The sequence below is a fragment of the Halomonas sp. THAF12 genome, from assembly GCF_009363675.1.
GTDB classification, from domain to species: Bacteria; Pseudomonadota; Gammaproteobacteria; order Pseudomonadales; family Halomonadaceae; genus Halomonas; species Halomonas smyrnensis.
On the sequence record NZ_CP045399.1, the window covers coordinates 1,985,330 to 2,004,691 of the forward strand.

General features: G+C 66.2%; 15 protein-coding genes and 4 tRNA genes. 5 read left to right on the forward strand and 14 right to left on the reverse strand.

Features of this window, described 5'->3' with window-relative positions; translation table 11 throughout:
* Nucleotides 1–7 precede the first annotated feature (7 nt).
* Nucleotides 8–934, reverse strand: coding sequence for an ABC transporter substrate-binding protein (locus tag FIU88_RS09235; RefSeq protein WP_152479009.1), 927 nt, complete (start codon nt 932–934; stop codon nt 8–10).
* Between the two features lie 96 nt (nt 935–1,030).
* Here FIU88_RS09235 and FIU88_RS09240 point away from each other — a divergent pair, with 96 nt between their 5' ends.
* Both FIU88_RS09240 and FIU88_RS09245 read left to right on the forward strand, forming a co-directional pair.
* Nucleotides 1,031–1,987, forward strand: coding sequence for a DUF1853 family protein (locus FIU88_RS09240; RefSeq protein WP_152479010.1), 957 nt, complete (start codon nt 1,031–1,033; stop codon nt 1,985–1,987).
* A 471-nt stretch (nt 1,988–2,458) separates the two neighbouring features.
* Nucleotides 2,459–2,677 (forward strand): hypothetical protein, encoded by a 219-nt coding sequence (locus tag FIU88_RS09245; protein ID WP_152479011.1) that lies wholly within the window; start codon nt 2,459–2,461, stop codon nt 2,675–2,677.
* Between the two features lie 75 nt (nt 2,678–2,752).
* Here FIU88_RS09245 and cysS read toward each other — a convergent pair whose 3' ends face one another.
* Complete coding sequence (gene cysS / locus FIU88_RS09250) at nt 2,753–4,162, reverse strand: cysteine--tRNA ligase (protein ID WP_152479012.1); 1,410 nt, start codon at nt 4,160–4,162, stop codon at nt 2,753–2,755.
* A gap of 1 nt (nt 4,163) precedes the next feature.
* Nucleotides 4,164–5,843 carry a glutamine--tRNA ligase/YqeY domain fusion protein gene (locus FIU88_RS09255; protein WP_152479013.1) on the reverse strand — a complete coding sequence of 560 codons (1,680 nt, stop codon included), beginning with the start codon at nt 5,841–5,843 and terminating at the stop codon, nt 4,164–4,166.
* Between the two features lie 152 nt (nt 5,844–5,995).
* Between FIU88_RS09255 and FIU88_RS09260 the strand changes: the two genes are divergently transcribed.
* Together FIU88_RS09260 and FIU88_RS09265 are read left to right on the forward strand one after the other, a co-directional pair.
* Nucleotides 5,996–6,502 (forward strand): peptidylprolyl isomerase, encoded by a 507-nt coding sequence (locus FIU88_RS09260; protein ID WP_016855014.1) that lies wholly within the window; start codon nt 5,996–5,998, stop codon nt 6,500–6,502.
* A gap of 77 nt (nt 6,503–6,579) precedes the next feature.
* On the forward strand, nt 6,580–7,344 hold the full coding sequence (locus FIU88_RS09265) for a UDP-2,3-diacylglucosamine diphosphatase (protein WP_152479014.1): 765 nt from the start codon (nt 6,580–6,582) through the stop codon (nt 7,342–7,344).
* Nucleotides 7,345–7,445: 101 nt separating this feature from the next.
* Here the strand turns inward: FIU88_RS09265 and FIU88_RS09270 are convergent, their stop codons facing one another.
* From FIU88_RS09270 to FIU88_RS09320, 11 genes are all read right to left on the reverse strand, one after another.
* Entirely contained in the window at nt 7,446–8,477 is a 1,032-nt protein-coding gene (locus FIU88_RS09270; protein WP_152479015.1) for a GTP-binding protein, read from the reverse strand.
* A gap of 269 nt (nt 8,478–8,746) precedes the next feature.
* Complete coding sequence (locus tag FIU88_RS09275; RefSeq protein ID WP_152479016.1) at nt 8,747–10,567, reverse strand: SurA N-terminal domain-containing protein; 1,821 nt, start codon at nt 10,565–10,567, stop codon at nt 8,747–8,749.
* A gap of 181 nt (nt 10,568–10,748) precedes the next feature.
* Nucleotides 10,749–11,021, reverse strand: a complete 273-nt coding sequence (locus FIU88_RS09280; protein ID WP_016855018.1) for an HU family DNA-binding protein — start codon at nt 11,019–11,021, stop codon at nt 10,749–10,751.
* Nucleotides 11,022–11,197: 176 nt separating this feature from the next.
* Nucleotides 11,198–13,606, reverse strand: coding sequence for an endopeptidase La (gene lon / locus FIU88_RS09285; RefSeq protein WP_152479017.1), 2,409 nt, complete (start codon nt 13,604–13,606; stop codon nt 11,198–11,200).
* 164 nt (nt 13,607–13,770) lie between these two features.
* Nucleotides 13,771–15,048 (reverse strand): ATP-dependent Clp protease ATP-binding subunit ClpX, encoded by a 1,278-nt coding sequence (gene clpX / locus FIU88_RS09290; RefSeq protein WP_016855020.1) that lies wholly within the window; start codon nt 15,046–15,048, stop codon nt 13,771–13,773.
* A 76-nt stretch (nt 15,049–15,124) separates the two neighbouring features.
* Entirely contained in the window at nt 15,125–15,745 is a 621-nt protein-coding gene (gene clpP / locus FIU88_RS09295; protein ID WP_016855021.1) for an ATP-dependent Clp endopeptidase proteolytic subunit ClpP, read from the reverse strand.
* 233 nt (nt 15,746–15,978) lie between these two features.
* A complete protein-coding gene (gene tig, locus FIU88_RS09300) occupies nt 15,979–17,334 on the reverse strand; it encodes a trigger factor (RefSeq protein WP_152479018.1) in 1,356 nt (451 codons plus the stop codon).
* A gap of 296 nt (nt 17,335–17,630) precedes the next feature.
* Nucleotides 17,631–17,705 (reverse strand) — tRNA-His (locus tag FIU88_RS09305).
* A gap of 22 nt (nt 17,706–17,727) precedes the next feature.
* A tRNA-His gene (locus tag FIU88_RS09310) sits at nt 17,728–17,802 on the reverse strand.
* Nucleotides 17,803–17,853: 51 nt separating this feature from the next.
* Nucleotides 17,854–17,930, reverse strand: a tRNA-Arg gene (locus FIU88_RS09315).
* 67 nt (nt 17,931–17,997) lie between these two features.
* A tRNA-Pro gene (locus FIU88_RS09320) sits at nt 17,998–18,074 on the reverse strand.
* 238 nt (nt 18,075–18,312) lie between these two features.
* Here FIU88_RS09320 and folD point away from each other — a divergent pair.
* Entirely contained in the window at nt 18,313–19,182 is an 870-nt protein-coding gene (folD, locus tag FIU88_RS09325; protein WP_172977689.1) for a bifunctional methylenetetrahydrofolate dehydrogenase/methenyltetrahydrofolate cyclohydrolase FolD, read from the forward strand.
* The last annotated feature ends 180 nt before the right edge of the window (nt 19,183–19,362 follow it).

The window sequence follows — 19,362 nt, forward strand, 5'->3', positions numbered from 1 at the left end:
GAGCGGCTTACTCGTCGAGCGTGTCGAGGAAGTCGCCGGCCACCTTGGCCGGGTCCAGGCCGTTGACGGCCACGTCGCCGTTGAGGCGCTGCAGGGTGTCACGGTCCAGCGCCTGGAACACCGGCGCCAGCAGGGTTTCGATCTCGGGATGCACCTCGAGCACCTCGGCGCGCACCACCGGCGCCGGCTGATAGACCGGCTGCACCCCGAGGGTGTCATCCAGCACCTGCAGATCGAGGGCCTTGAGGCCGCCGTCGGTGCCATAGGTCATGGCGGCGTTGACGCCGCTGGTCTGCTGGGCGGCGGCGCGCATGGTAGCGGCGGTGTTGCCGCCGGAGAGCACCAGCAGTTCGTCCTCGGAAAGCTCGAACCCGTATGCCTGCTGGAAGGCCGGCAGCGCCTGGGGCGATTCGACGAACTCGGCGCTCGCCGCCAGCTTGAAGTCCCCGCCGTCGTCGAGATAGGCGGCCAGATCCTCGAGGCTTGCCAGCTCCTGCTCGCGGGCCAGGTCGCCGCGCACGCTGATCGCCCAGGTGTTGTTGGCCTCGGCGGGCGTCAGCCACACCAGGTCGTTGGCCTCGCGATCCTTCTGGCTGACGGTGTCGAAGGCCTGCTCGGCGTCCTTCCATACCGGGCTATCGGCCATGTCGAAGAAGAAGGCGCCGTTGCCGGTGTATTCCGGGTAGAGATCGATCTCCCCGGCGACCAGGGCGGAGCGCACGATGCTGGTGGCGCCCAGCTGCAGGCGATCCTCCACCGCGATGCCACCGTCCTCGAGGCGCTGCAGGATCAGCTGCCCGAGCACCGAGCCCTCGGTGTCGATCTTGGAGGCGATCACCACCGGCTCTCCGGCGTTGTCCTGAGCCTGCGCCGCGCCCACGGTCATCAGGGTGCCGGCCGCGATGGCGACGAGACGTGTCAGTACTGGCTGCATGGATACCACCCGCTTCCCGAATGAATGTATGCTGGAGTATAAGGCCTGTATAGCTTCTCTGTCAGAGCGCCATCTCAACGCCCGGAGCGAGACCGCATGCCGCCATTCCGCGATGACATCCGCCCCTGGCGCCACGCGCTGGTACGTGACCTGGCCTGGCTGGTTCAGGCGCCGGACCTGATTGCCCTCCCCTCATCCGGCCGCCCCGATCGCCACTGCCTGGGTCTCGAGAGCGACGACGCCCTGACCGACTATCTGAGCCACCTGGACGATGCCCCCGAGGACCTGGAGCGCTACGTCGGTGCGGCCCTGGAAGGCCGCATGGGCCACTATCACGAACGCCTGTGGCAATTCCTGCTCGATACCGCCCCCCATACCCGACTGCTCGCTCACAACCTGCCGGTGCTCCAGGAGCGTCGCACGCTGGGCGAGCTCGACCTGATCTATGCCGAATCGCCGGATCCCGTGCCGGTGCATCTCGAGGTGGCGATCAAGTACTACCTGGGTCTCACCGAGGGCCCCGGCGACGACGACGATCAGGCCCGCTGGGTCGGCCCCGGCGGCCTGGACAGCCTGGCGCTCAAGCGCCACCACCTGGAGCATCACCAGCTGCCGCTGGCCCAGCGCCCGGTGGCGCAGCAGGCGCTGGCCGAGCGGCTGGGAGCCCCGGTGACGGGGCTGCGGCAACGCCTGGCGATGCCCGGCGTGCTGTTCTATCCCTGGCGGGCCGAGCTACCCGCGCCGCGCGATGCCACGCCCGATCACCTGCGCGGCCACTGGCTGACCTGGCGCGACTGGTCACGCTGGCGCGCCAGCCTCCCGGGACAGGCGCTCGGCGCCTGGCTGTGCAAGCCCCACTGGCTCGCGCTGCCGCCCCGTTCACAGCTGAGCACGCTGCCGACCCTCGAACACCGCCTGCGGCTGCATTTCGCCCGTGGCGGCGCCCCGGTGCAGCTCGGACTGCATCTGGAGCACGCCTCGAGCGCCGCCTGGCAGCGCGTGTTCATCGTCGACGATGCCTGGCCGCATCGACTGCCCCTGCCACCGTCATGATGGGCTAACGGCCTCTCCACGACCGACTTGGGCCACCCGTCTGTAACTTTAATTTACAAACAGCGTTTCTGAACTATGCTGTCGGTAACGGCCCGCCTGACGCTCCCACGACCGGCGACGGCGAGTCGCTTCCCTTGGTTCCATGCCGTTCGGAGGGATGCCCCATGAACCAGGTACTGCGGTTGACCCACAGGTCCGTTGAGCAACACTCACTCCCTCGAGCGCGGCCGATGGGCCACGGCCAACGCCAGGCGTCACGCTTCCTAACGCGCTCTCACCCCCATCGAAGGCTCGCCGTCGGCTGTCTCGCCCACACGCCTCACGACGTCCTTGGCCTCGTGGATCTCGCCAACGCCGAGCGTCGACGCGACTTCTATTCCCGCTGGTACGGGCTGACGGAACCCCGCCTGAAGATTTGGAAGGCTTGCTGAGCGCTCACCCGAATGGGCGGCTCACGAAGGAAGGTGACGCATGAACATGAACGCTCGGATCGACCCGCGCTGGCATCATGTCCACGCCGACTGGTGGCAGGACGACCGGGGCAACGACATCCACCGTGTCGACATCGATGACGATGCCCTCTATCACTGCCACCTCGTCGGATCGACCCTGCCCTGGGACGCGGTCGCCGTCAGCCTCGACGAAGCCATGGCGCTGGTCGACGAGGCGCTCGGCGCGGAGACGCGCTGAGTCTCGAGGATGCCCAACGAGAAACGCCCGGCACGGGCCGGGCGTTTCCATTACCTATCGAGCGAGCATCGGGACTCAGTCGCCCGGCGCCTCGAACACCCAGCCGGTGCCCTCACGGCTGTCCTTGAGCACGATGCCCAGTGCGGCCAGCTCGTCGCGGATGCCGTCGGCGGTGGCGAAGTCGCGAGCCTTCTTGGCCGCGGCGCGCTCAGCGATCTTCGCTTCGATCTCGGCCTCGGTCATCGGCAGCTCGCCGGCACCGGCGCCCTTCAGGAAGGCCGCCGGTGCCTGCTGCAGCAGGCCGAGCACGCCGCCCAGACGCTTGAGCTCGGCGGCCAGGGCCGGCGCCTGCTCGGGGCTTTCCTTCTTGGCGCGGTTGAGCTCTCGGGCCAGGTCGAACAGCACCGACACCGCCTCGGCGGTGTTGAAGTCGTCGTCCATGGCGGCGGTGAAACGCTCGTCGAAGCGCGCATCGACCTCGCCTTCCCGCACCTCGACGCCGTCCAGAGCCAGCCCGTCCAGCGCATTGTAGAAGCGCTCCAGCGACTTGCGGGCGTCGGCCAGCGACTCCGGCGCGTAGTTGATCGGGCTGCGATAGTGACTCGACACCAGCAGGTAGCGCACCACCTCGGCGTCGTGATGCTCGAGCACGTCGCGAATGGTGAAGAAGTTGCCCAGTGACTTGGACATCTTCTCCTGGTTCACGCGCACCGCGCCGGCATGCATCCAGGTGTTGACGTAGGGCTTGCCGGTGGCGGCCTCGCTCTGGGCGATCTCGTTCTCGTGGTGCGGGAAGGTCAAATCCGGCCCGCCGCCGTGGATGTCGAAGGTCTCGCCGAGGCAGCAGGTGGACATCGCCGAGCACTCGATGTGCCAGCCGGGACGTCCCTCGCCCCAGGGCGAGCGCCAGTTGGCCTCGCCGGGCTTGGCGGCCTTCCACAGCACGAAGTCGAGCGGGTCTTCCTTGTGCTCGTCGACGTCGATCCGGGCACCGGAGCGCATGTCGTCCAGGTCGCGGTTGTTGAGCTTGCCGTAGCCGTCGAACTTGCGCACCCGGTAGTAGACGTCGCCGTTGTCTGCCGCGTAGGCGTAGCCCTTGTCGATCAGCGTCTGGATCATCGAGACGATCTCGTCCAGGTGCTGGGTCGCGCGCGGCTCGGCATCCGGGCGCAGCACGCCGAGGCGGCCCTCGTCCTCGTGCATGGCATCGATCATGCGGTCGGTGAGCGCCTCGATGGTCTCGCCGTTCTCGTCCGCCCGCTTGAGGATCTTGTCGTCGATGTCGGTGATGTTGCGCACGTAGCTGACATCGTAGCCGCGGGCCCGCAGATAGCGGGTGATGACGTCGAAGGCCACCATCACCCGGGCATGGCCCAGGTGACAGAAGTCGTAGACGGTCATGCCGCAGACGTACATGCGTACCTTGCCCGGCTCGATGGGCGTGAAGGTTTCCTTGCGACGCGTCAGGGTGTTGTAGATCTGCATGTCAGCCCTTCTTCTGGGCCTTGGCCCAGCCATCCTTGAGTCCCACGGTGCGGTTGAACACCAGCTTGCCGTCGCGGCAGGCATGGCGGTCGGCGCAGAAGTAGCCGACCCGCTCGAACTGGAAGCGGCTCTCGGGCGCGGCATCGGCCAGGCTCGGCTCGCCCATGGCCTGTACCACGGTCAGCGACTCGGGGTTCAGGTGCTCGAGGAAGTCGGCGTCCTTGTCCTTGTCCGGCTGCTCGACGGTGAACAGGTTGTCGTAGAGCCGCACCTCCATCGGCACCGCCTGCGCGGCGCTGACCCAGTGGAGCACGCCCTTGACCTTGCGGCCCTCGGGGTTCTTGCCGAGGGTGTCGAAGTCGACCGAGCAGCGAAGCTCGCTGACCTCGCCGGCCTCGTCCTTGATCACCTCGTCGCAGCGGATGACATAGGAGTTGCGCAGCCGCACTTCCTTGCCCGGCGCCAGGCGGAAGAACTTCTTCGGCGGCTCCTCCATGAAGTCGTCACGGTCGATGTAGATCTCCCGACCGAACGGAATCTCGCGCACGCCCATGTCCTCGCGGGCCGGATGCCCGGCGACCCGGTAGGTCTCCGCGAAGTCCTCGGCGACGTTGGTCAGCACCACCTTGAGCGGCTTGAGCACGGCCATGGCGCGCGGCGCGTTGTCCTCGAGGTCGGAGCGGATCGCGTGGTAGAGCATGGCGATATCGACCAGGCCGCCGTCGGCACGGGTCACGCCGATCATCTCGCAGAACTTGCGGATCGAGGCCGGGGTATAGCCGCGGCGACGCATTCCGGACAGGGTCGGCAGGCGCGGGTCGTCCCAGCCGTCGACGATGTTCTCGTCCACCAGCAGCTTGAGCTTGCGCTTGGAGGTCAGGGTGTAGTTCAGGTTCAGCCGTGCGAACTCGATCTGACGCGGCTTGGCCGGCACCGGCAGGTTGTCCAGGAACCACTCGTACAGCGGACGGTGATCCTCGAACTCCAGGGTGCAGACGGAGTGCGTCACCCCTTCCAGGGCATCGGACTGGCCGTGGGTGAAGTCGTAGGACGGATAGATCTTCCACTTGTCGCCGGTCTGGTGGTGCGAGGCGTGGCGGATGCGATAGAGGATCGGGTCGCGCAGGTTGATGTTCGGCGCGGCCATGTCGATCTTGGCGCGCAGCACCTTCTCGCCCTCGGCGAACTCCCCGACGCGCATGCGCTCCAGCAGGTCGAGGTTCTCCTCGACGCTGCGCTCGCGGTAGGGGCTCGGCGTGCCGGCCTCGGTCAGCGTGCCACGATACTCGCGCATCTCCTCCGGGGAGAGGTCGTCGACGTAGGCCTTGCCCTCGCGGATCAGGTGCTGGGCCCAGTCGTAGAGGGTATCGAAGTAGTCCGAGGCGAAGCGCACGTCGCCGGCCCACTCGTAGCCCAGCCAGCTGACGTCTTCCTTGATGGCGTCGATATAGGCCTGCTCTTCCTTCGCCGGATTGGTGTCGTCGAAGCGCAGATGACAGTCGCCACCGAACTGCTCGGCGAGCCCGAAATTCAGACAGATCGACTTGGCATGGCCGATGTGCAGGAAGCCGTTGGGCTCCGGCGGGAAGCGGGTGACGATCTTCCCCTGTCGGCCGGCCTCGATCTCTTCGCTGATCTGGTTGCGAATGAAGTTCGGCGCGCTGGTGGTCTCGCTGGTCATGTTGATTGGGCAACCTCTGGTTGAACGCGGGCCTGTCGTCGCGACGCCGCGGGCCTGACCACGGCTTCGCGCATCGACGCAAAACGGCTATTATAGCGCCACCTGCCCATAGGGCGCCAAGGCATCCCGCTTCGAGAAGACAGGACATCATGATGATCATCTTGCAGACCAATTTCGGCGATATTCATGTCGCCCTGAATCACGACAAGGCGCCGAAGACCGCCGCCAACTTCGAGCAGTACGTGCGCGACGGCTACTACGACAACACCCTGTTCCATCGCGTGATCGACGGCTTCATGGTCCAGGGCGGCGGCTTCGACCTGGACTTCAACCAGAAGCAGACCCGTGAGCCGATCGAGAACGAGGCCGACAACGGCCTGGCCAACACCCGCGGCACCCTGGCCATGGCCCGCACCCAGGACCCGCACTCCGCCAGCGCCCAGTTCTTCATCAACGTGGCCGACAACGACTTCCTCAACCATCGTGGCAAGAACCTGCAGGGCTGGGGCTACTGCGTGTTCGGCGAGGTCATCGAGGGCATGGACGTGGTCGAGCGCATCAAGGGCGTGACCACCACTCGCCGCGGCATGCACGCCGACGTGCCGGCCGAGGACGTGATCATCCAGCGCGCCTACATCAAGGACGACGCCGAGGCCTGAACCCCGGCCCCGTGAGTCCCGCGCCCTCGCCCTCCGGCGGGGGCGTTTTCCTTCATCCGCTGCCCGCGAGAGATGCCATGTCGACCCTGCTGATCTCCGATCTTCATCTGCATCCCGGCGCCCCGGCCATCACCGAGGGCTTTTTGAACTGGCTGGAGACCCGCGCCGCCGGCGCCGAGGGGCTCTATATCCTCGGCGACTTCTTCGAGGCCTGGATCGGCGATGACCTGCTGGATCTCGGCGCCGCCGATCCCACCGGCACCGCCGCGCTCGCCGAGCGCATCGCCGAGGCGCTGAAGCAACGCGCCGAGGCCGGCACCGCCATCTACCTGATGCACGGCAACCGCGACTTCCTGCTCGGGGAGCGCTTCGCCGAGGCCGCCGGCGCCACCCTGCTGCCCGATCCCAGCGTGGTGACCCTCGGCGACGAGCGGGTGCTGCTGATGCACGGCGACAGCCTGTGCACCCTGGACGAGGCCTACATGGCCTTCCGCGCCAAGGCCCGCGACCCGCAGTGGCAGGCGCAGATCCTGGCCATGCCGATTCCCGAGCGCATCGCGCTGGCCAAACAGCTGCGCGACCAGTCCGGGGAAGCCAACTCCAACAAGGCCGAGGACATCATGGACGTGACGCCGGCCGAGGTGGTCGAGGCCCTGCGCGAACACGGCGTGACCACGATGATCCACGGCCACACCCACCGCCCCGCCGTCCATGACGTCGACCTCGACGGCGAGACGGCGCGCCGCTTCGTGCTGGGCGACTGGCAGCCGAACCGGGGCTGGGACATCGAGGTCGCGCCGGGCCAGGCACCGGTGCTGCGCGACTTCCCGCTGCAGGGCTGAGCCCTTCGCCCCGGGCGATCATGATCCAGCGTCAAAAAGGGCCGGATGGCACCTCGCCATCCGGCCCTTTGGTGGGCACGGCACCCCGCTCCCGCCCTGTCCTAGATCGACGATGACCGACGGCAGCGGGCCATCCCGGCCTCGAGCGCCTGGGCGTCCGGCATCCCTCCGGCCTCGGCGATCAGCTCCAGGCGCGAGTCGCGGCGCCACTCGCTGGGCGTCAGCGGCCCCTCCCCCCCGGCGCGGTTGATCGAGACCCATCCCGCGTCCGTGTGCAGCACGCCCTTGACCCGCAGCACCGTCGGCAGAGCGTCCAGCCAGGCCGTGATGGCCGAGGCGTCGAAGACCTCATCGGCATGCCAGCGCCAGCCCAGGCTCTCGTGGCCCAGCGACGCGCCGCTCTCGCGCACCGGCGCCCCGACGCGCGGTGCCCGAGCGTCCAGATCGAGCCACGGCCCCGGCGCCTGGGCCAGAGCGAGATGCGCCGCCGGAGAGACCGATGAGGCCAGATCCCGGTGCGCGCCACCGTCGAGCAGCCGCTCGACCGGCAGGCGACCCTGGGGCGCCTCGACCACCCAGCGCTCACCCGGCAGGGTCTCGGCCAGCCAGTCCCGTGCCGCCGCCACCTGCTGCGCCCCGAGCCGATCGACCATGGTCAGGGCCACGCCGTCGGCCAGCCGCAGCTGATCGCGGAAGGTCTCGTGGCCCCGCGCGCGCGGATCGTCCAGGCGTCGCGGGTCCAGTACCGCCACCACGTCACGAAGATCGAGCACCCCGCGGAAGGCCTCGCCTCGCAGCAGCTCGATCAGACCCGCCGGATGGCCGAGCCCGGAAGGCTCGATGATCAGCCGGTCGGGCCGCTCGCGACGCAGCAGCTGGACCAGGCTCGTCTGCAGCACCGTGGCCAGCTGGCAGCACAGACAGCCGCCCGGCAGGGCCTGAACCACCACATCGTCGCGCTCGGCGAACATCGCCTGGTCGATGCCGACGCGGCCGAATTCGTTGATCAGTACCGCCCAGCGTTCACCGGGCGGCTTGTTCTGGATCAGATGATGAATGAGCGTGCTCTTGCCGCTCCCCAGGAAGCCGGTGATCAGATGGGCGGGAATATCGCGCAGCGGGGGCCGGGCCATGGACAACTCTCGTCGGTGGAAGGAAGATCGAGCGTCATCATCGCATGCTCACGGCCCCGCCCCCAGGGCGAAGCCCCTCGACCGCCGGCAAGGGACTGCAAGATAACGGTATAAATTCGGAGGCCAAATCCCCGGCCGCATGGACGTCATCGCCGGCCAAACGGCAGACCTAACGAAAGCCAGGAACGACGGCCACGAAAAGGGGGCCGAAGCCCCCTTTTTCACCTTCCTTTTCTACCCTCGCGGAATCCCGCGAGCGGGGTCGCCCGTCAGGGACGCTCGATCTCGGCCTGTTCGCGCAGGTGGTCGAGCAGCCCGTTGACCGCGGCCTGGGAGCGCAGCTGCTGCGCCATGCGCGCCACGAAGGACTCGATCTGCGCGTTGGCCTCACCCGCGGTGACGGACTCCAGCCCGATCAGCACCACCCGCTGGCCATCTCCGGCGCGACCGTAGACGGTCTCGCCTTCGGACGGATGCGGCAGGCGGAAGGCGGCCTCGATCACCGGCTGGGCCAGCTCGCTCTGCCCCTGACGATTCAGCGATTCGGCCCGCTGCCAGTCGAGGCCCAGAGTCTCGCCACTGCGTAGCGAGGCCAGCATCTCGTCGGCGCGCGCCTCGAGAGCCTCGCGCGTCTTGTCGGTCTCGACGGCCGCCACGACACGGTCGCGCACCTCGTCCAGCGGCAGCGTGGTGGCGTCGCGATGCTCGACCACGCGCAGCACCATGCGGCGATCCTCGTCCAGCTCGATGACCTCGCTGTTGAAGCCCTCCTCCAGCACGTCATCGCTGAAGGCCTGACGCATCACGCCGGGCTCTGACAGCACGCCGTCGGCGGCGTCACGGCTCACCCAGTCGCTCTGCTGACGCTCGAGGCCCAGATTCTCGGCCACGCTGGCCAGGTCCTCGGCGGCGAAGCTCTCGTCGATCAGCTGCTGGGCCTTGTCGTTGAAGGCGTCATCGACCTTCTCCAGCGCCACGTCCTGACGCAGACGGTCGCGGGCCTGCTCGAACGACGGGCGATCGAGCTCGGTGACCTGGATCAGGTGCAGGCCGTTGTCGGTCTCGACGATATCCGAGACCTGACCCTCGTCGAGGGCGAAGGCCGCGTCCTCGAAGGCCTCGCCGAAGAAGCCGCGGCTGATCACGCCCAGGTCGCCGCCGGCATCGCTGGTCGAGGTGTCGTCGGAATAGTCGGCGGCCAGATCGGCGAAGGACTCGCCGTCGGCCAGCCGGGACTTGACCTCCTCCAGGCGGGCCTCGGCCTCCTCGCGGCTGCGCTCGTCGCCGAAGCTGACCATGATGTGCGAGACACGACGATCGGCGCTGGCCGCTTCGTCCTGCCAGGCCTGGCGCAGGTCCTCGTCGCTGACCTCGACATCATCGGCCATGGCCTGCTTGTCGAGCACCACGTAGGCGAGCTTGACCTGCTCGGGACGCTGGTAGGCCTCGGCGTGAGCGTCGTAGTAGGCCTGCAGGTCGGCGTCGCTGATCTCCGGCGCCGCGTCCAGATCGGCCGGCGTCAGGGCATAGTGGCGGAAGGTGCGCGCCTGGCGCTGCAGCTCGGCCAGCCGCTCCTGCTCGCTCGGCAGGCTGAACTCGCTGACCGTGAGCCCCTGCTGGAGCTGGCGACGCTTCATGTCCTCGCGCAGCTGGGCGCGAAAGGTGATCGGCGTGAAGCCGGCGCTGGCGAGGCGGTTCTGGAACAGTTCACTGTCGAAGCGACCGTTGGCGTCCTGGAACTCCGGCAGGCTCACGATCAGCTGGTCGATCTGGGCGTCGGAGAGATGCAGGCCGCCCTCCTCGGCATACTGGGTCAGCAGCTGGTTGGTGATCAGGCTGTCGAGCGTCTCGGCGCGCAGCTGACGCTCCTGCTCCGGCGGCACCTGGCCGCTGCGGATGGCCCGCTGCACCTGAAGCTCGAGCTGCTGACGCGTGATCGGCTCGCCATTGACGGTGGCGACCTCTTCACCGTCGCTGTTCAGCAGCCCCACCAGGGACTCGACGCCGAACAGGGCCATGGTCACCACCACGGCGCCGACCAGGATCTTGGCGCCCCAACTGGTGGAGCGGTCACGAATACTTTGCAGCATGCAGGCCTCTGCGGATCTAGTGGGTCAGGACGCACATCTTACATGCGTCCGCACTGGCCACGCGACGGGGCGAGCGCCTTGCGCCCGGCTCCGCGTCGGGGCCCCGAAACAAAACAGGCGCACCGCGACAGCGGTGCGCCTGTAGGGAAACGTCGGTCAGGAAGACGGCGAGGCCGTATCCTTAGTTGACGGAATCCTTGAGCGCCTTGCCGGCCTTGAAGCTCGGCACCTTGGCGGCGCTGATCTCGATCGGCTCACCGGTCTGCGGATTGCGGCCGGTACGCGCGGCCCGCTCCTTGACGGTGAAGGTGCCAAAACCCACCAGAGAGACGCTGTCGCCCTTCTTCAGGCTGTCAGCCACGGCGTCGACCATGGCGTCCAGCGCACGAGAAGCGGCTGCCTTGGGAATATCGGCAGACGCAGCAATGGCTTCGATCAGCTCGGACTTGTTCACACTTCACCCCTTGACTGTTACGTAAATTGGCTCTAATCGGCGAGACTTACGGCTGACTGACGCGATCACAGCATGGCGGTAGTTTATAGCAATGCGATGAAAGACGTGTCAAGCAACCTTCCCTGACAATCCCCGTCATGCCGGGGTTTTCACCCCGGCAATAGGGAAAAAAGTCGTCAGTGTGTACTGATCATCGAGTGAGAAGAGGCCTCGTCTTCCGCTCGAGAATCTTCATCCGGTGCACCGAGCTTTTCGCTCAGGGCCACCTCGAGGACTTCGTCGATCCAACGCACGGGTCGGATATCGAGTGCCTGCTTGATGTTGTCCGGGACCTCCTTGAGGTCTCGGCGGTTCTCCTCCGGAATAAGCACGGTATTTATACCACCGCGCCTGGCGGCCAGCAATTTCTCCTTGAGGCCACCGATCGGCATCACTTCGCCGCGCAGATTGACCTCACCGGTCATGGCCACGTTGCAGCGAACCGGCCGGCCGGTATAGGCGGAGATCATCGCCGTGACCATGGCCACGCCGGCGCTGGGGCCGTCCTTCGGCGTCGCGCCCTCCGGCACGTGGATGTGCAGGTCTTCCTTCTCGAACCGCTCGGGGTCGATACCGAAGCTGGCGGCCCGTGCGCGCACCACGGTCTGGGCGGCGCTCACGGATTCCTTCATCACGTCACCCAGCGAACCGGTCTTGTTGATGCGTCCCTTGCCGGGGGTCACCACCGACTCGATGTTGAGCAGCTCGCCGCCCACCGAGGTCCAGGCCAGGCCGGTGACGCGGCCCACCTGATCTTCCTGGTCGGCCAGGCCGTAGCTGTAGCGACGCACGCCGGCATAGGCCTCGATATCGGCCGCGGCCAGGATCGCCGGTGCCTGGGCGCCCTCCTTGGCTTCCTGCTCGATACGCTCGCGCAGCACCTTGCGACAGACCTTGGCGATCTGGCGCTCGAGCTCGCGCACGCCGGCCTCGCGGCTGTAGTAGCGGATCAGCTCCAGCAGCGCCTCATCGGCGAAGCCGAGCTCGTCCTCCTTGAAGCCGTTGGCCTTGAGCTGCTTGGGCACCAGGTAGCGCTTGGCGATGGCCAGCTTCTCGTCCTCGGTGTACCCGGGCAGACGGATCACTTCCATGCGGTCGAGCAGCGGCCCCGGAATGTTCATCGAGTTGGCGGTGCAGATGAACAGGGTCTCGGACAGATCGTAGTCCAGCTCCAGGTAGTGGTCACTGAACTTGTCGTTCTGCTCCGGATCGAGCACCTCGAGCAGTGCCGAGGAGGGATCGCCGCGGTGGTCCATGCCGACCTTGTCGACCTCGTCGAGGAGGAACAGCGGGTTCTTGACCCCGGCCTTGCTCATGCGCTGGATCGGCTTGCCGGGCAGCGAGCCGATGTAGGTCCGCCGGTGACCGCGGATCTCGGACTCGTCGCGCACGCCGCCGAGCGCCAGACGCACGTACTTGCGGTTGGTGGCGCGGGCGATGGAGCGCCCCAGCGAGGTCTTGCCGACGCCGGGCGGCCCCACCAGGCACAGCACCGGGCCCTTGAGCTTCTTGACCCGCTTGTGCACGGCCAGGTACTCGAGGATGCGTTCCTTGACCTCTTCGAGGCCGTAGTGATCCTCGTCCAGCACCTGCTGGGCGTGGGCGAGGTCGTGGCGCACGCGGGTGCGCTTCTTCCACGGCACCGCGATCAGCCAATCCAGATAGGAGCGCACCACCGTGGCCTCGGCGGAGGACGGCGTCATCATGCGCAGCTTGCCGAGCTCCTGACGTGCCTTCTCGGCGGCGTCCTTGGGCATGCCGGACTCTTCGATGGCCTGCTCGTACTTGTCGGCCTCGTTGGGCGCATTCTCGAGCTCGCCCATCTCCTTCTGGATGGCCTTCATCTGCTCGTTCAGGTAGTACTCGCGCTGGGACTTCTCCATCTGGTCCTTGACCCGCGAGCGGATGCGCTTCTCCACCTGAAGCAGATCGATCTCGGATTCGATCAGCGCCATCAGGTGCTCGATGCGGTCGCGCACGCGATCCATCTCGAGCAACTGCTGCTTGTCGTCGATCTTCAGCGACAGGTGGGCACAGATGGTGTCCACCAGACGGCTCGGATCCTCGATGCCCGACAGCGAGTTGAGCACCTCGTTGGGCACCTTCTTGGACATCTTCACGTACTGCTCGAACTGGTTGAGCAGCACGCGGACGAGCGACTCCTGCTCGCGCTCGGACAGCGGCTCGCTGTCGCGCAGCACCACCTCGGCGCGGCTGTAGCCCTCGTCGACGGCCAGGATGTCCTGGATGTCGGCCCGGGATTCGCCCTCGATCAGCACCTTGACGGTGCCGTCGGGCAGCTTGAGCAGCTGCATGATCTCGGCCACGGTGCCGATGGCGAACAGGTCCTCGTTATCGGGATCGTCCTTGCTGGCCTCACGCTGCGCCACCAGCAGCACGCGCTTGTCGGCCTCCATGGCGGCTTCCAGCGCCTGGATGGACTTTTCACGGCCGACGAACAGCGGGATGACCATCTGCGGGTAGACGACCACGTCCCGCAGCGGCAAAAGGGGCAGACTCTGGGTCTGTTCGGCGTTCTGCTGCATCGCAGACCTTCCTCAAACGATCAGTGGAGATACCCAAGGAATGGGGGCGATGACGCGGCATTGCAAGGCCAGGGCAATGACGGCGCAAAGAAAAGGGCCGCCGAAGCGGCCCTTGGGTCGACGACGCCCGATCGGGGGCGCCGCACCGGAGCGAGACGAGCGTCTCAGCCGTCGGTGCCGTCGACCTTCGGCGATTCCTGCTGGGAGTAGATCAGCAGCGGCTCGCTTTCACCGGCGATGACGGAGGCGTCGATCACCACCTTGGAGACGCCTTCCAGGGAAGGAATCTCGTACATGGTGTCGAGCAGCACCGACTCGAGGATCGAGCGCAGGCCGCGGGCACCGGTCTTGCGCTCCATGGCCTTGTGGGCCACGGCCCGCAGGGCGTCCTCGCGGAAGTCGAGCTCGACGTTCTCCATCTCGAACAGCCGGGCGTACTGCTTGATCAGCGAGTTCTTCGGCTCGGTGAGGATCTGGATCAGCGCATCCTCGGTGAGCTCGGTCAGGGTCGCGATCACCGGCAGACGGCCGACGAACTCGGGGATCAGGCCGAACTTGACCAGATCCTCGGGCTCCACGTCCATCAGCAGGTCGCCGACGCCCTTGGTCTCGTCCTTGCTCTTCACCTCGGCGTTGAAGCCGATGCCGCCCTTCTCGGCACGGTCACGGATGACCTTGTCGAGGCCGGCGAAGGCGCCGCCGACGATGAACAGCATGTTGGTGGTGTCGACCTGGACGAACTCCTGCTGCGGATGCTTGCGGCCGCCCTGGGGCGGCACCGAGGCGGTGGTGCCCTCGATCAGCTTGAGCAGCGCCTGCTGCACGCCCTCACCGGAGACATCCCGGGTGATGGACGGGTTGTCCGACTTGCGCGAGATCTTGTCGATCTCGTCGATGTAGACGATGCCGCGCTGAGCCTTGTCCACGTCGTAGTCGCACTTCTGCAGCAGCTTCTGGATGATGTTCTCGACATCCTCGCCGACGTAGCCTGCCTCGGTGAGCGTGGTGGCATCGGCGATGGTGAACGGCACGTTGAGCAGCCGCGCGAGCGTCTCGGCCAGCAGCGTCTTGCCGCTACCGGTCGGGCCGATCAGCAGGATGTTCGACTTGCCGAGCTCCACCTCGTCCTTGGACGCGTAACGAAGCCGCTTGTAGTGGTTGTAGACCGCCACCGACAGCACCATCTTGGCGCGGTCCTGGCCGATCACATAGTCGTCGAGGGTGTGACGAATCTCGCGGGGGGCAGGCAGACGCTCCTCGTCGCTCTCGGCATCGGCATCGAGCACCTCCTCGCGAATGATGTCGTTGCACAGATCGACACACTCGTCGCAGATATAGACGGACGGGCCGGCAATCAGCTTGCGCACTTCGTTCTGGTTCTTGCCGCAGAACGAGCAGTACAGCAGTTTGCCGCCTTCGTCCTTGCCTTTGCCGTCGGCCATTCGCGTACCTCTCTCGCAGCGGCGGCCCGCGGGCCGCCGGGAATCACGTAATCACAGCGTGGTTGATTTCACGCTATCAGGATGTCGGCCGCTTATCCAGCACGGCGTCGATCAGGCCATATTCCGCCGCCTGAGGGCCGCTCATGAAGTTGTCGCGGTCGGTATCCCGAGCGATGGTCTCGAAGTCCTGACCGGTATGGTCGGCCAGAATCTGGTTGAGCTTCTCGCGGATGCCGAGGATCTCGCGGGTGTGGATCTCGATGTCCGAGGCCTGACCCTGGTAGCCGCCCAGGGGCTGGTGGATCATCATCCGCGAATTGGGCAGGCAGTAGCGCTTGCCCGCTGCGCCGCCGGCCAGCAGCAGCGCACCCATGCTCGCCGCCTGACCGATGCACACGGTGGAGACGTCGGGCTTGATGAACTGCATGGTGTCGTAGATCGACATCCCCGCGGTGACGGAGCCACCCGGCGAGTTGATGTACAGATGAATGTCCTTGTCCGGATTCTCGGACTCCAGGAACAGCATCTGCGCCACCAGCAGGTTGGCCGTGTAGTCTTCGACCGGCCCCACCAGGAAGATCACGCGCTCCTTGAGCAGGCGGGAGTAGATATCGTAGGCCCGCTCGCCGCGTGCGCTCTGTTCGACCACCATCGGCACCAGGCCGCCGGCGGATTGGGTATCGAACTCGTTGCTCATGATGATGTCCTTGCGTCCGATGTGTGGGGGCGACACCAGTAGCCCGCCGGGCCGGCTGATCTCGCGAGGGTCACGACGTTGTCATACCCCAGGAAGAGATGGGGGTGAATAGCGGACTATTCAACGCCGCCCCTCGACAGAGGAGGAAAACGCCGCTCGCCGACGCCGATTCACGCGCCCCGGCGGGATGACCGCCTTCCCGCCCGCGGCGGGCGGGAAGGCGGAAACGACCATCAGGCCTGGGCGTCGGCCTCGTCGGCCTCTTCGTCGTCGGCTTCGCCACCCTGCTGCTGAGCGGCGGCCAGCGCTTCCTGATAGCTCATCTCGACGTCCTTGACGCTGGCCTGGGCCAGCAGCACGTCGACGGCCTTCTCTTCGAGGACCGCGGACTTGACCTGATCCTTCATCTGGTCGTTGCCCATGTAGTACTCGACGACCTGCTGCGGCTCCTGGTACTGCTGGGCCAGCTCTTCGACCTTGGCCTTGATCTCGTCATCGGAGACATCGAGCTCGTTGACCTTGATCACTTCGGCCAGCAGCAGACCGATCTGCACCCGGCTCTTGGCCTGCTCGGCGAACAGCTCGTCCGGCAGCTGGCTGACGTCGAAGTCCTCGCCGAGGCCGAACTGCTGGGCGGCCTGACGCTTGAGACCGTCGGTCTCCTGCTGTACCAGGGCCTGCGGCACCGGGATGTCGTTGGCCTGCTTGAGCGCCTCGAGCACCTGCTGCTTGACGCGGTTGTCGACGGCCTGGGCGGCCTCGCGGGTCATGTTCTTGGTGATCTCGTCACGGAACTTGGCCAGATCGCCGTCCTCGACGCCGAACTTCTCGACGAAGGCCGCATCGATCTCGGGCAGGGCCTGCGCCTTGACGCCGTTGACCTTGACCTTGAAGGTCGCTTCCTGACCGGCCAGCTGCTCGGCCTGGTAGTCCTCGGGGAAGGTGACCTTGATCTCCTTGTCCTCACCGGCCTTGGCACCGATCAGCTGCTCCTCGAAACCGGGGATGAAGCTGCCGGAACCGATCACCAGGTCGTGGCCCTCGGCGCTGCCGCCTTCGAACGGCTCGTCGCCCAGGTAGCCCTGGAAGTCGATGTTGACCTGGTCGCCATCCTCGGCGGCACGCTCGACCTCTTCCCAGGCGGCGTTCTGCTTGCGCAGGGTCTCGATCATCTCGTCGACGTCGGCGTCGGTCACCTCGGCCACCGGACGCTCGATCTCGGTGCCTTCGATGGAGGCCAGCTCGACTTCCGGATAGATCTCCAGGGTCGCGGTGAACTCGAGATCCTTGCCCGCCTCGTTGACGTGGGCTTCGATCTGCGGGTTACCGGCCGGATTCAGGCTCTCGTCGGTGATGGCCTTGACGTAACGCTCGCGCATCACCTCGCCGACCACCTCGTCGCGCACGCCACGGCCGTAGCGCTGGCGGATCACGGACATCGGCACCTTGCCCTGACGGAAACCATCCAGGCGCACGTTCTTGGCGGCGTCCTTGAGGCGAGCGGCAACGGCATCGTCGATTTCGGCGGCCGGCACCTGCACCGTGATGCGGCGTTCAATCTGGGAGGTCGTATCGACGGAAACTTGCATGAATTGTCCTCTACCGACTGGGGCGTTCAGTGTGTAAAAAAGCGCTGCGTGAAGAGCGTTCAAACGTTCAAGGGCATGGATTCTATGAATCCCGCCCAGCAGTGGCAAGCGCCATGCGTGAAGATATGGGGGCGATCACCCGATTAGACAAGGGCTCGGCGCCGATTCTCCGTGACGCGATGTCAGCCGTCCACGAGGCGACCCTGACACGGAAACGACAGAATTGCCGCTCACCTCAGAATGGGTGGCAGCGCCAGGAATCCGAACCATCAGAATCATATAAAGAAGGGAGGCAATGGGGTGGATGATGGGGATCGAACCCACGACCACCGGAGCCACAATCCGGGGCTCTACCACTGAGCTACATCCACCACTGCCTGGGTGATATCGAAATGGGGTGGATGATGGGGATCGAACCCACGACCACCGGAGCCACAATCCGGGGCTCTACCACTGAGCTACATCCACCATTTCGATTTCCGCTCGACCGACACGAGACCTCATAGACGCCATGCTGACTGGCACGCCCAGCAGGACTCGAACCTGCAACCTACGGCTTAGAAGGCCGTTGCTCTATCCGGTTGAGCTATGGGCGCATTCTACGTTCCCGAGCATCTTACCGCAAGAAGAAAATTGAATTTTTTCTATTCAATCAACATCTTGTGGTCGGGGTGGAGGGATTTGAACCCCCGACATCCTGCTCCCAAAGCAGGCGCGCTACCAGACTGCGCTACACCCCGCCGGCTCTTGCACGGCCTCGACGCCGCCGCAGGGGCCTCATCGAGCGCTGCGTATTCTACGGATCTCTCCGCGTTCGTCAAGCCACAATGCCCGTTGATCAGGATGTTAGCCGACGCCCTCTTCTCCTGTGCCCTGCTCACGCGCCTGAGCGCCGAGATTGCTTTGCCTGGACGTCGGCTCATGCGAAAATCGCCGCTCTTTTTCTCACCGTCTTCTTTTCACCCAGAGGAAAACTCGATGTCCGCCCAACTGATCGATGGCAAGTCCATTGCCGCCCGAGTTCGCCAGCAGGTCGCACGCCAGGTGCAGGCACGCCACGAGGCCGGCGCACGGGTCCCGGGACTGGCCGTCGTGCTGGTGGGGCAGGATCCGGCGTCTTCCGTCTATGTGCGCAACAAGCAGCGCGCCTGCGAGGAAGCCGGCATTCAGTCGATCAAGTACGAGCTGCCCGCCGAGACCTCACAGGCCGAGCTCGAGGAGCTGGTCGACCGCCTCAACGCCGACCCGAGCGTCGACGGCATCCTGGTTCAGCTGCCGCTGCCCGACCACCTGGATTCGCGCCCGATCCTCGAGCGCATCCTCCCCCATAAAGACGTCGACGGCTTTCACCCCTACAACCTGGGCCGACTGGCCCAGCGCCTGCCCCTGCTGCGGCCCTGCACGCCCAAGGGCATCATCACCTTGCTGCAGGACACCGGCGTGGACGTTCGCGGCCTCGACGCCACCGTGGTCGGCGCCTCCAACATCGTCGGCCGCCCCATGGCGCTGGAGCTGATGCTGGCCGGCTGCACCACGACCGTCTGCCACCGCTTCACGCGGAACCTCGAGGAGCACGTGCGCCGCGCCGAGCTGCTGGTGGTGGCCGTCGGCATGCCGGGCCTGGTCAAGGGCGAGTGGGTCCGCGACGATGCCATCGTCATCGACGTCGGCATCAACCGCCAGGACGACGGCCGCCTGATCGGCGACGTGGAATTCGAGCCCGCCGCCGCCCGCGCCAGCTACATCACCCCGGTTCCCGGTGGCGTGGGCCCGATGACCGTCGCCTCGCTGCTCGAGAACACCCTGCTCGCCGCCGAGATGCACGACGCCATGGATAGCAAGGGCTGACGCCCAGCGTCGGCGCCCATTGGGCCACGGAAGCCGGCCACTGCCGTGCACCCGTGGCCCGATTTCGTTAAAATGTGCCGCTGATTCCCCACGACGCGCGAGGATCGCCAAGGGCACCGCCCGCGGCTTTCTCACCCAGCGTGACGAATGGACCCAGGTCTTCGGCGACGACGCCGGCCC

What these genes read in the sequence shown, in the direction of transcription:
- lon (WP_152479017.1), bottom strand. Translation starts at nt 13,606, where the DNA reads ATGCAGCAGAACGCCGAACAGACCCAGAGTCTGCCCCTTTTGCCGCTG.
- clpP (WP_016855021.1), bottom strand. Translation starts at nt 15,745, where the DNA reads ATGAGCAACGAGTTCGATACCCAATCCGCCGGCGGCCTGGTGCCGATG.
- FIU88_RS09265 (WP_152479014.1), top strand. Translation starts at nt 6,580, where the DNA reads ATGTCGACCCTGCTGATCTCCGATCTTCATCTGCATCCCGGCGCCCCG.
- FIU88_RS09245 (WP_152479011.1), top strand. Translation starts at nt 2,459, where the DNA reads ATGAACATGAACGCTCGGATCGACCCGCGCTGGCATCATGTCCACGCC.
- FIU88_RS09270 (WP_152479015.1), bottom strand. Translation starts at nt 8,477, where the DNA reads ATGGCCCGGCCCCCGCTGCGCGATATTCCCGCCCATCTGATCACCGGC.
- clpX (WP_016855020.1), bottom strand. Translation starts at nt 15,048, where the DNA reads ATGGCCGACGGCAAAGGCAAGGACGAAGGCGGCAAACTGCTGTACTGC.
- FIU88_RS09275 (WP_152479016.1), bottom strand. Translation starts at nt 10,567, where the DNA reads ATGCTGCAAAGTATTCGTGACCGCTCCACCAGTTGGGGCGCCAAGATC.
- FIU88_RS09235 (WP_152479009.1), bottom strand. Translation starts at nt 934, where the DNA reads ATGCAGCCAGTACTGACACGTCTCGTCGCCATCGCGGCCGGCACCCTG.
- folD (WP_172977689.1), top strand. Translation starts at nt 18,313, where the DNA reads ATGTCCGCCCAACTGATCGATGGCAAGTCCATTGCCGCCCGAGTTCGC.
- cysS (WP_152479012.1), bottom strand. Translation starts at nt 4,162, where the DNA reads ATGCAGATCTACAACACCCTGACGCGTCGCAAGGAAACCTTCACGCCC.
- FIU88_RS09260 (WP_016855014.1), top strand. Translation starts at nt 5,996, where the DNA reads ATGATCATCTTGCAGACCAATTTCGGCGATATTCATGTCGCCCTGAAT.
- FIU88_RS09255 (WP_152479013.1), bottom strand. Translation starts at nt 5,843, where the DNA reads ATGACCAGCGAGACCACCAGCGCGCCGAACTTCATTCGCAACCAGATC.
- tig (WP_152479018.1), bottom strand. Translation starts at nt 17,334, where the DNA reads ATGCAAGTTTCCGTCGATACGACCTCCCAGATTGAACGCCGCATCACG.
- FIU88_RS09240 (WP_152479010.1), top strand. Translation starts at nt 1,031, where the DNA reads ATGCCGCCATTCCGCGATGACATCCGCCCCTGGCGCCACGCGCTGGTA.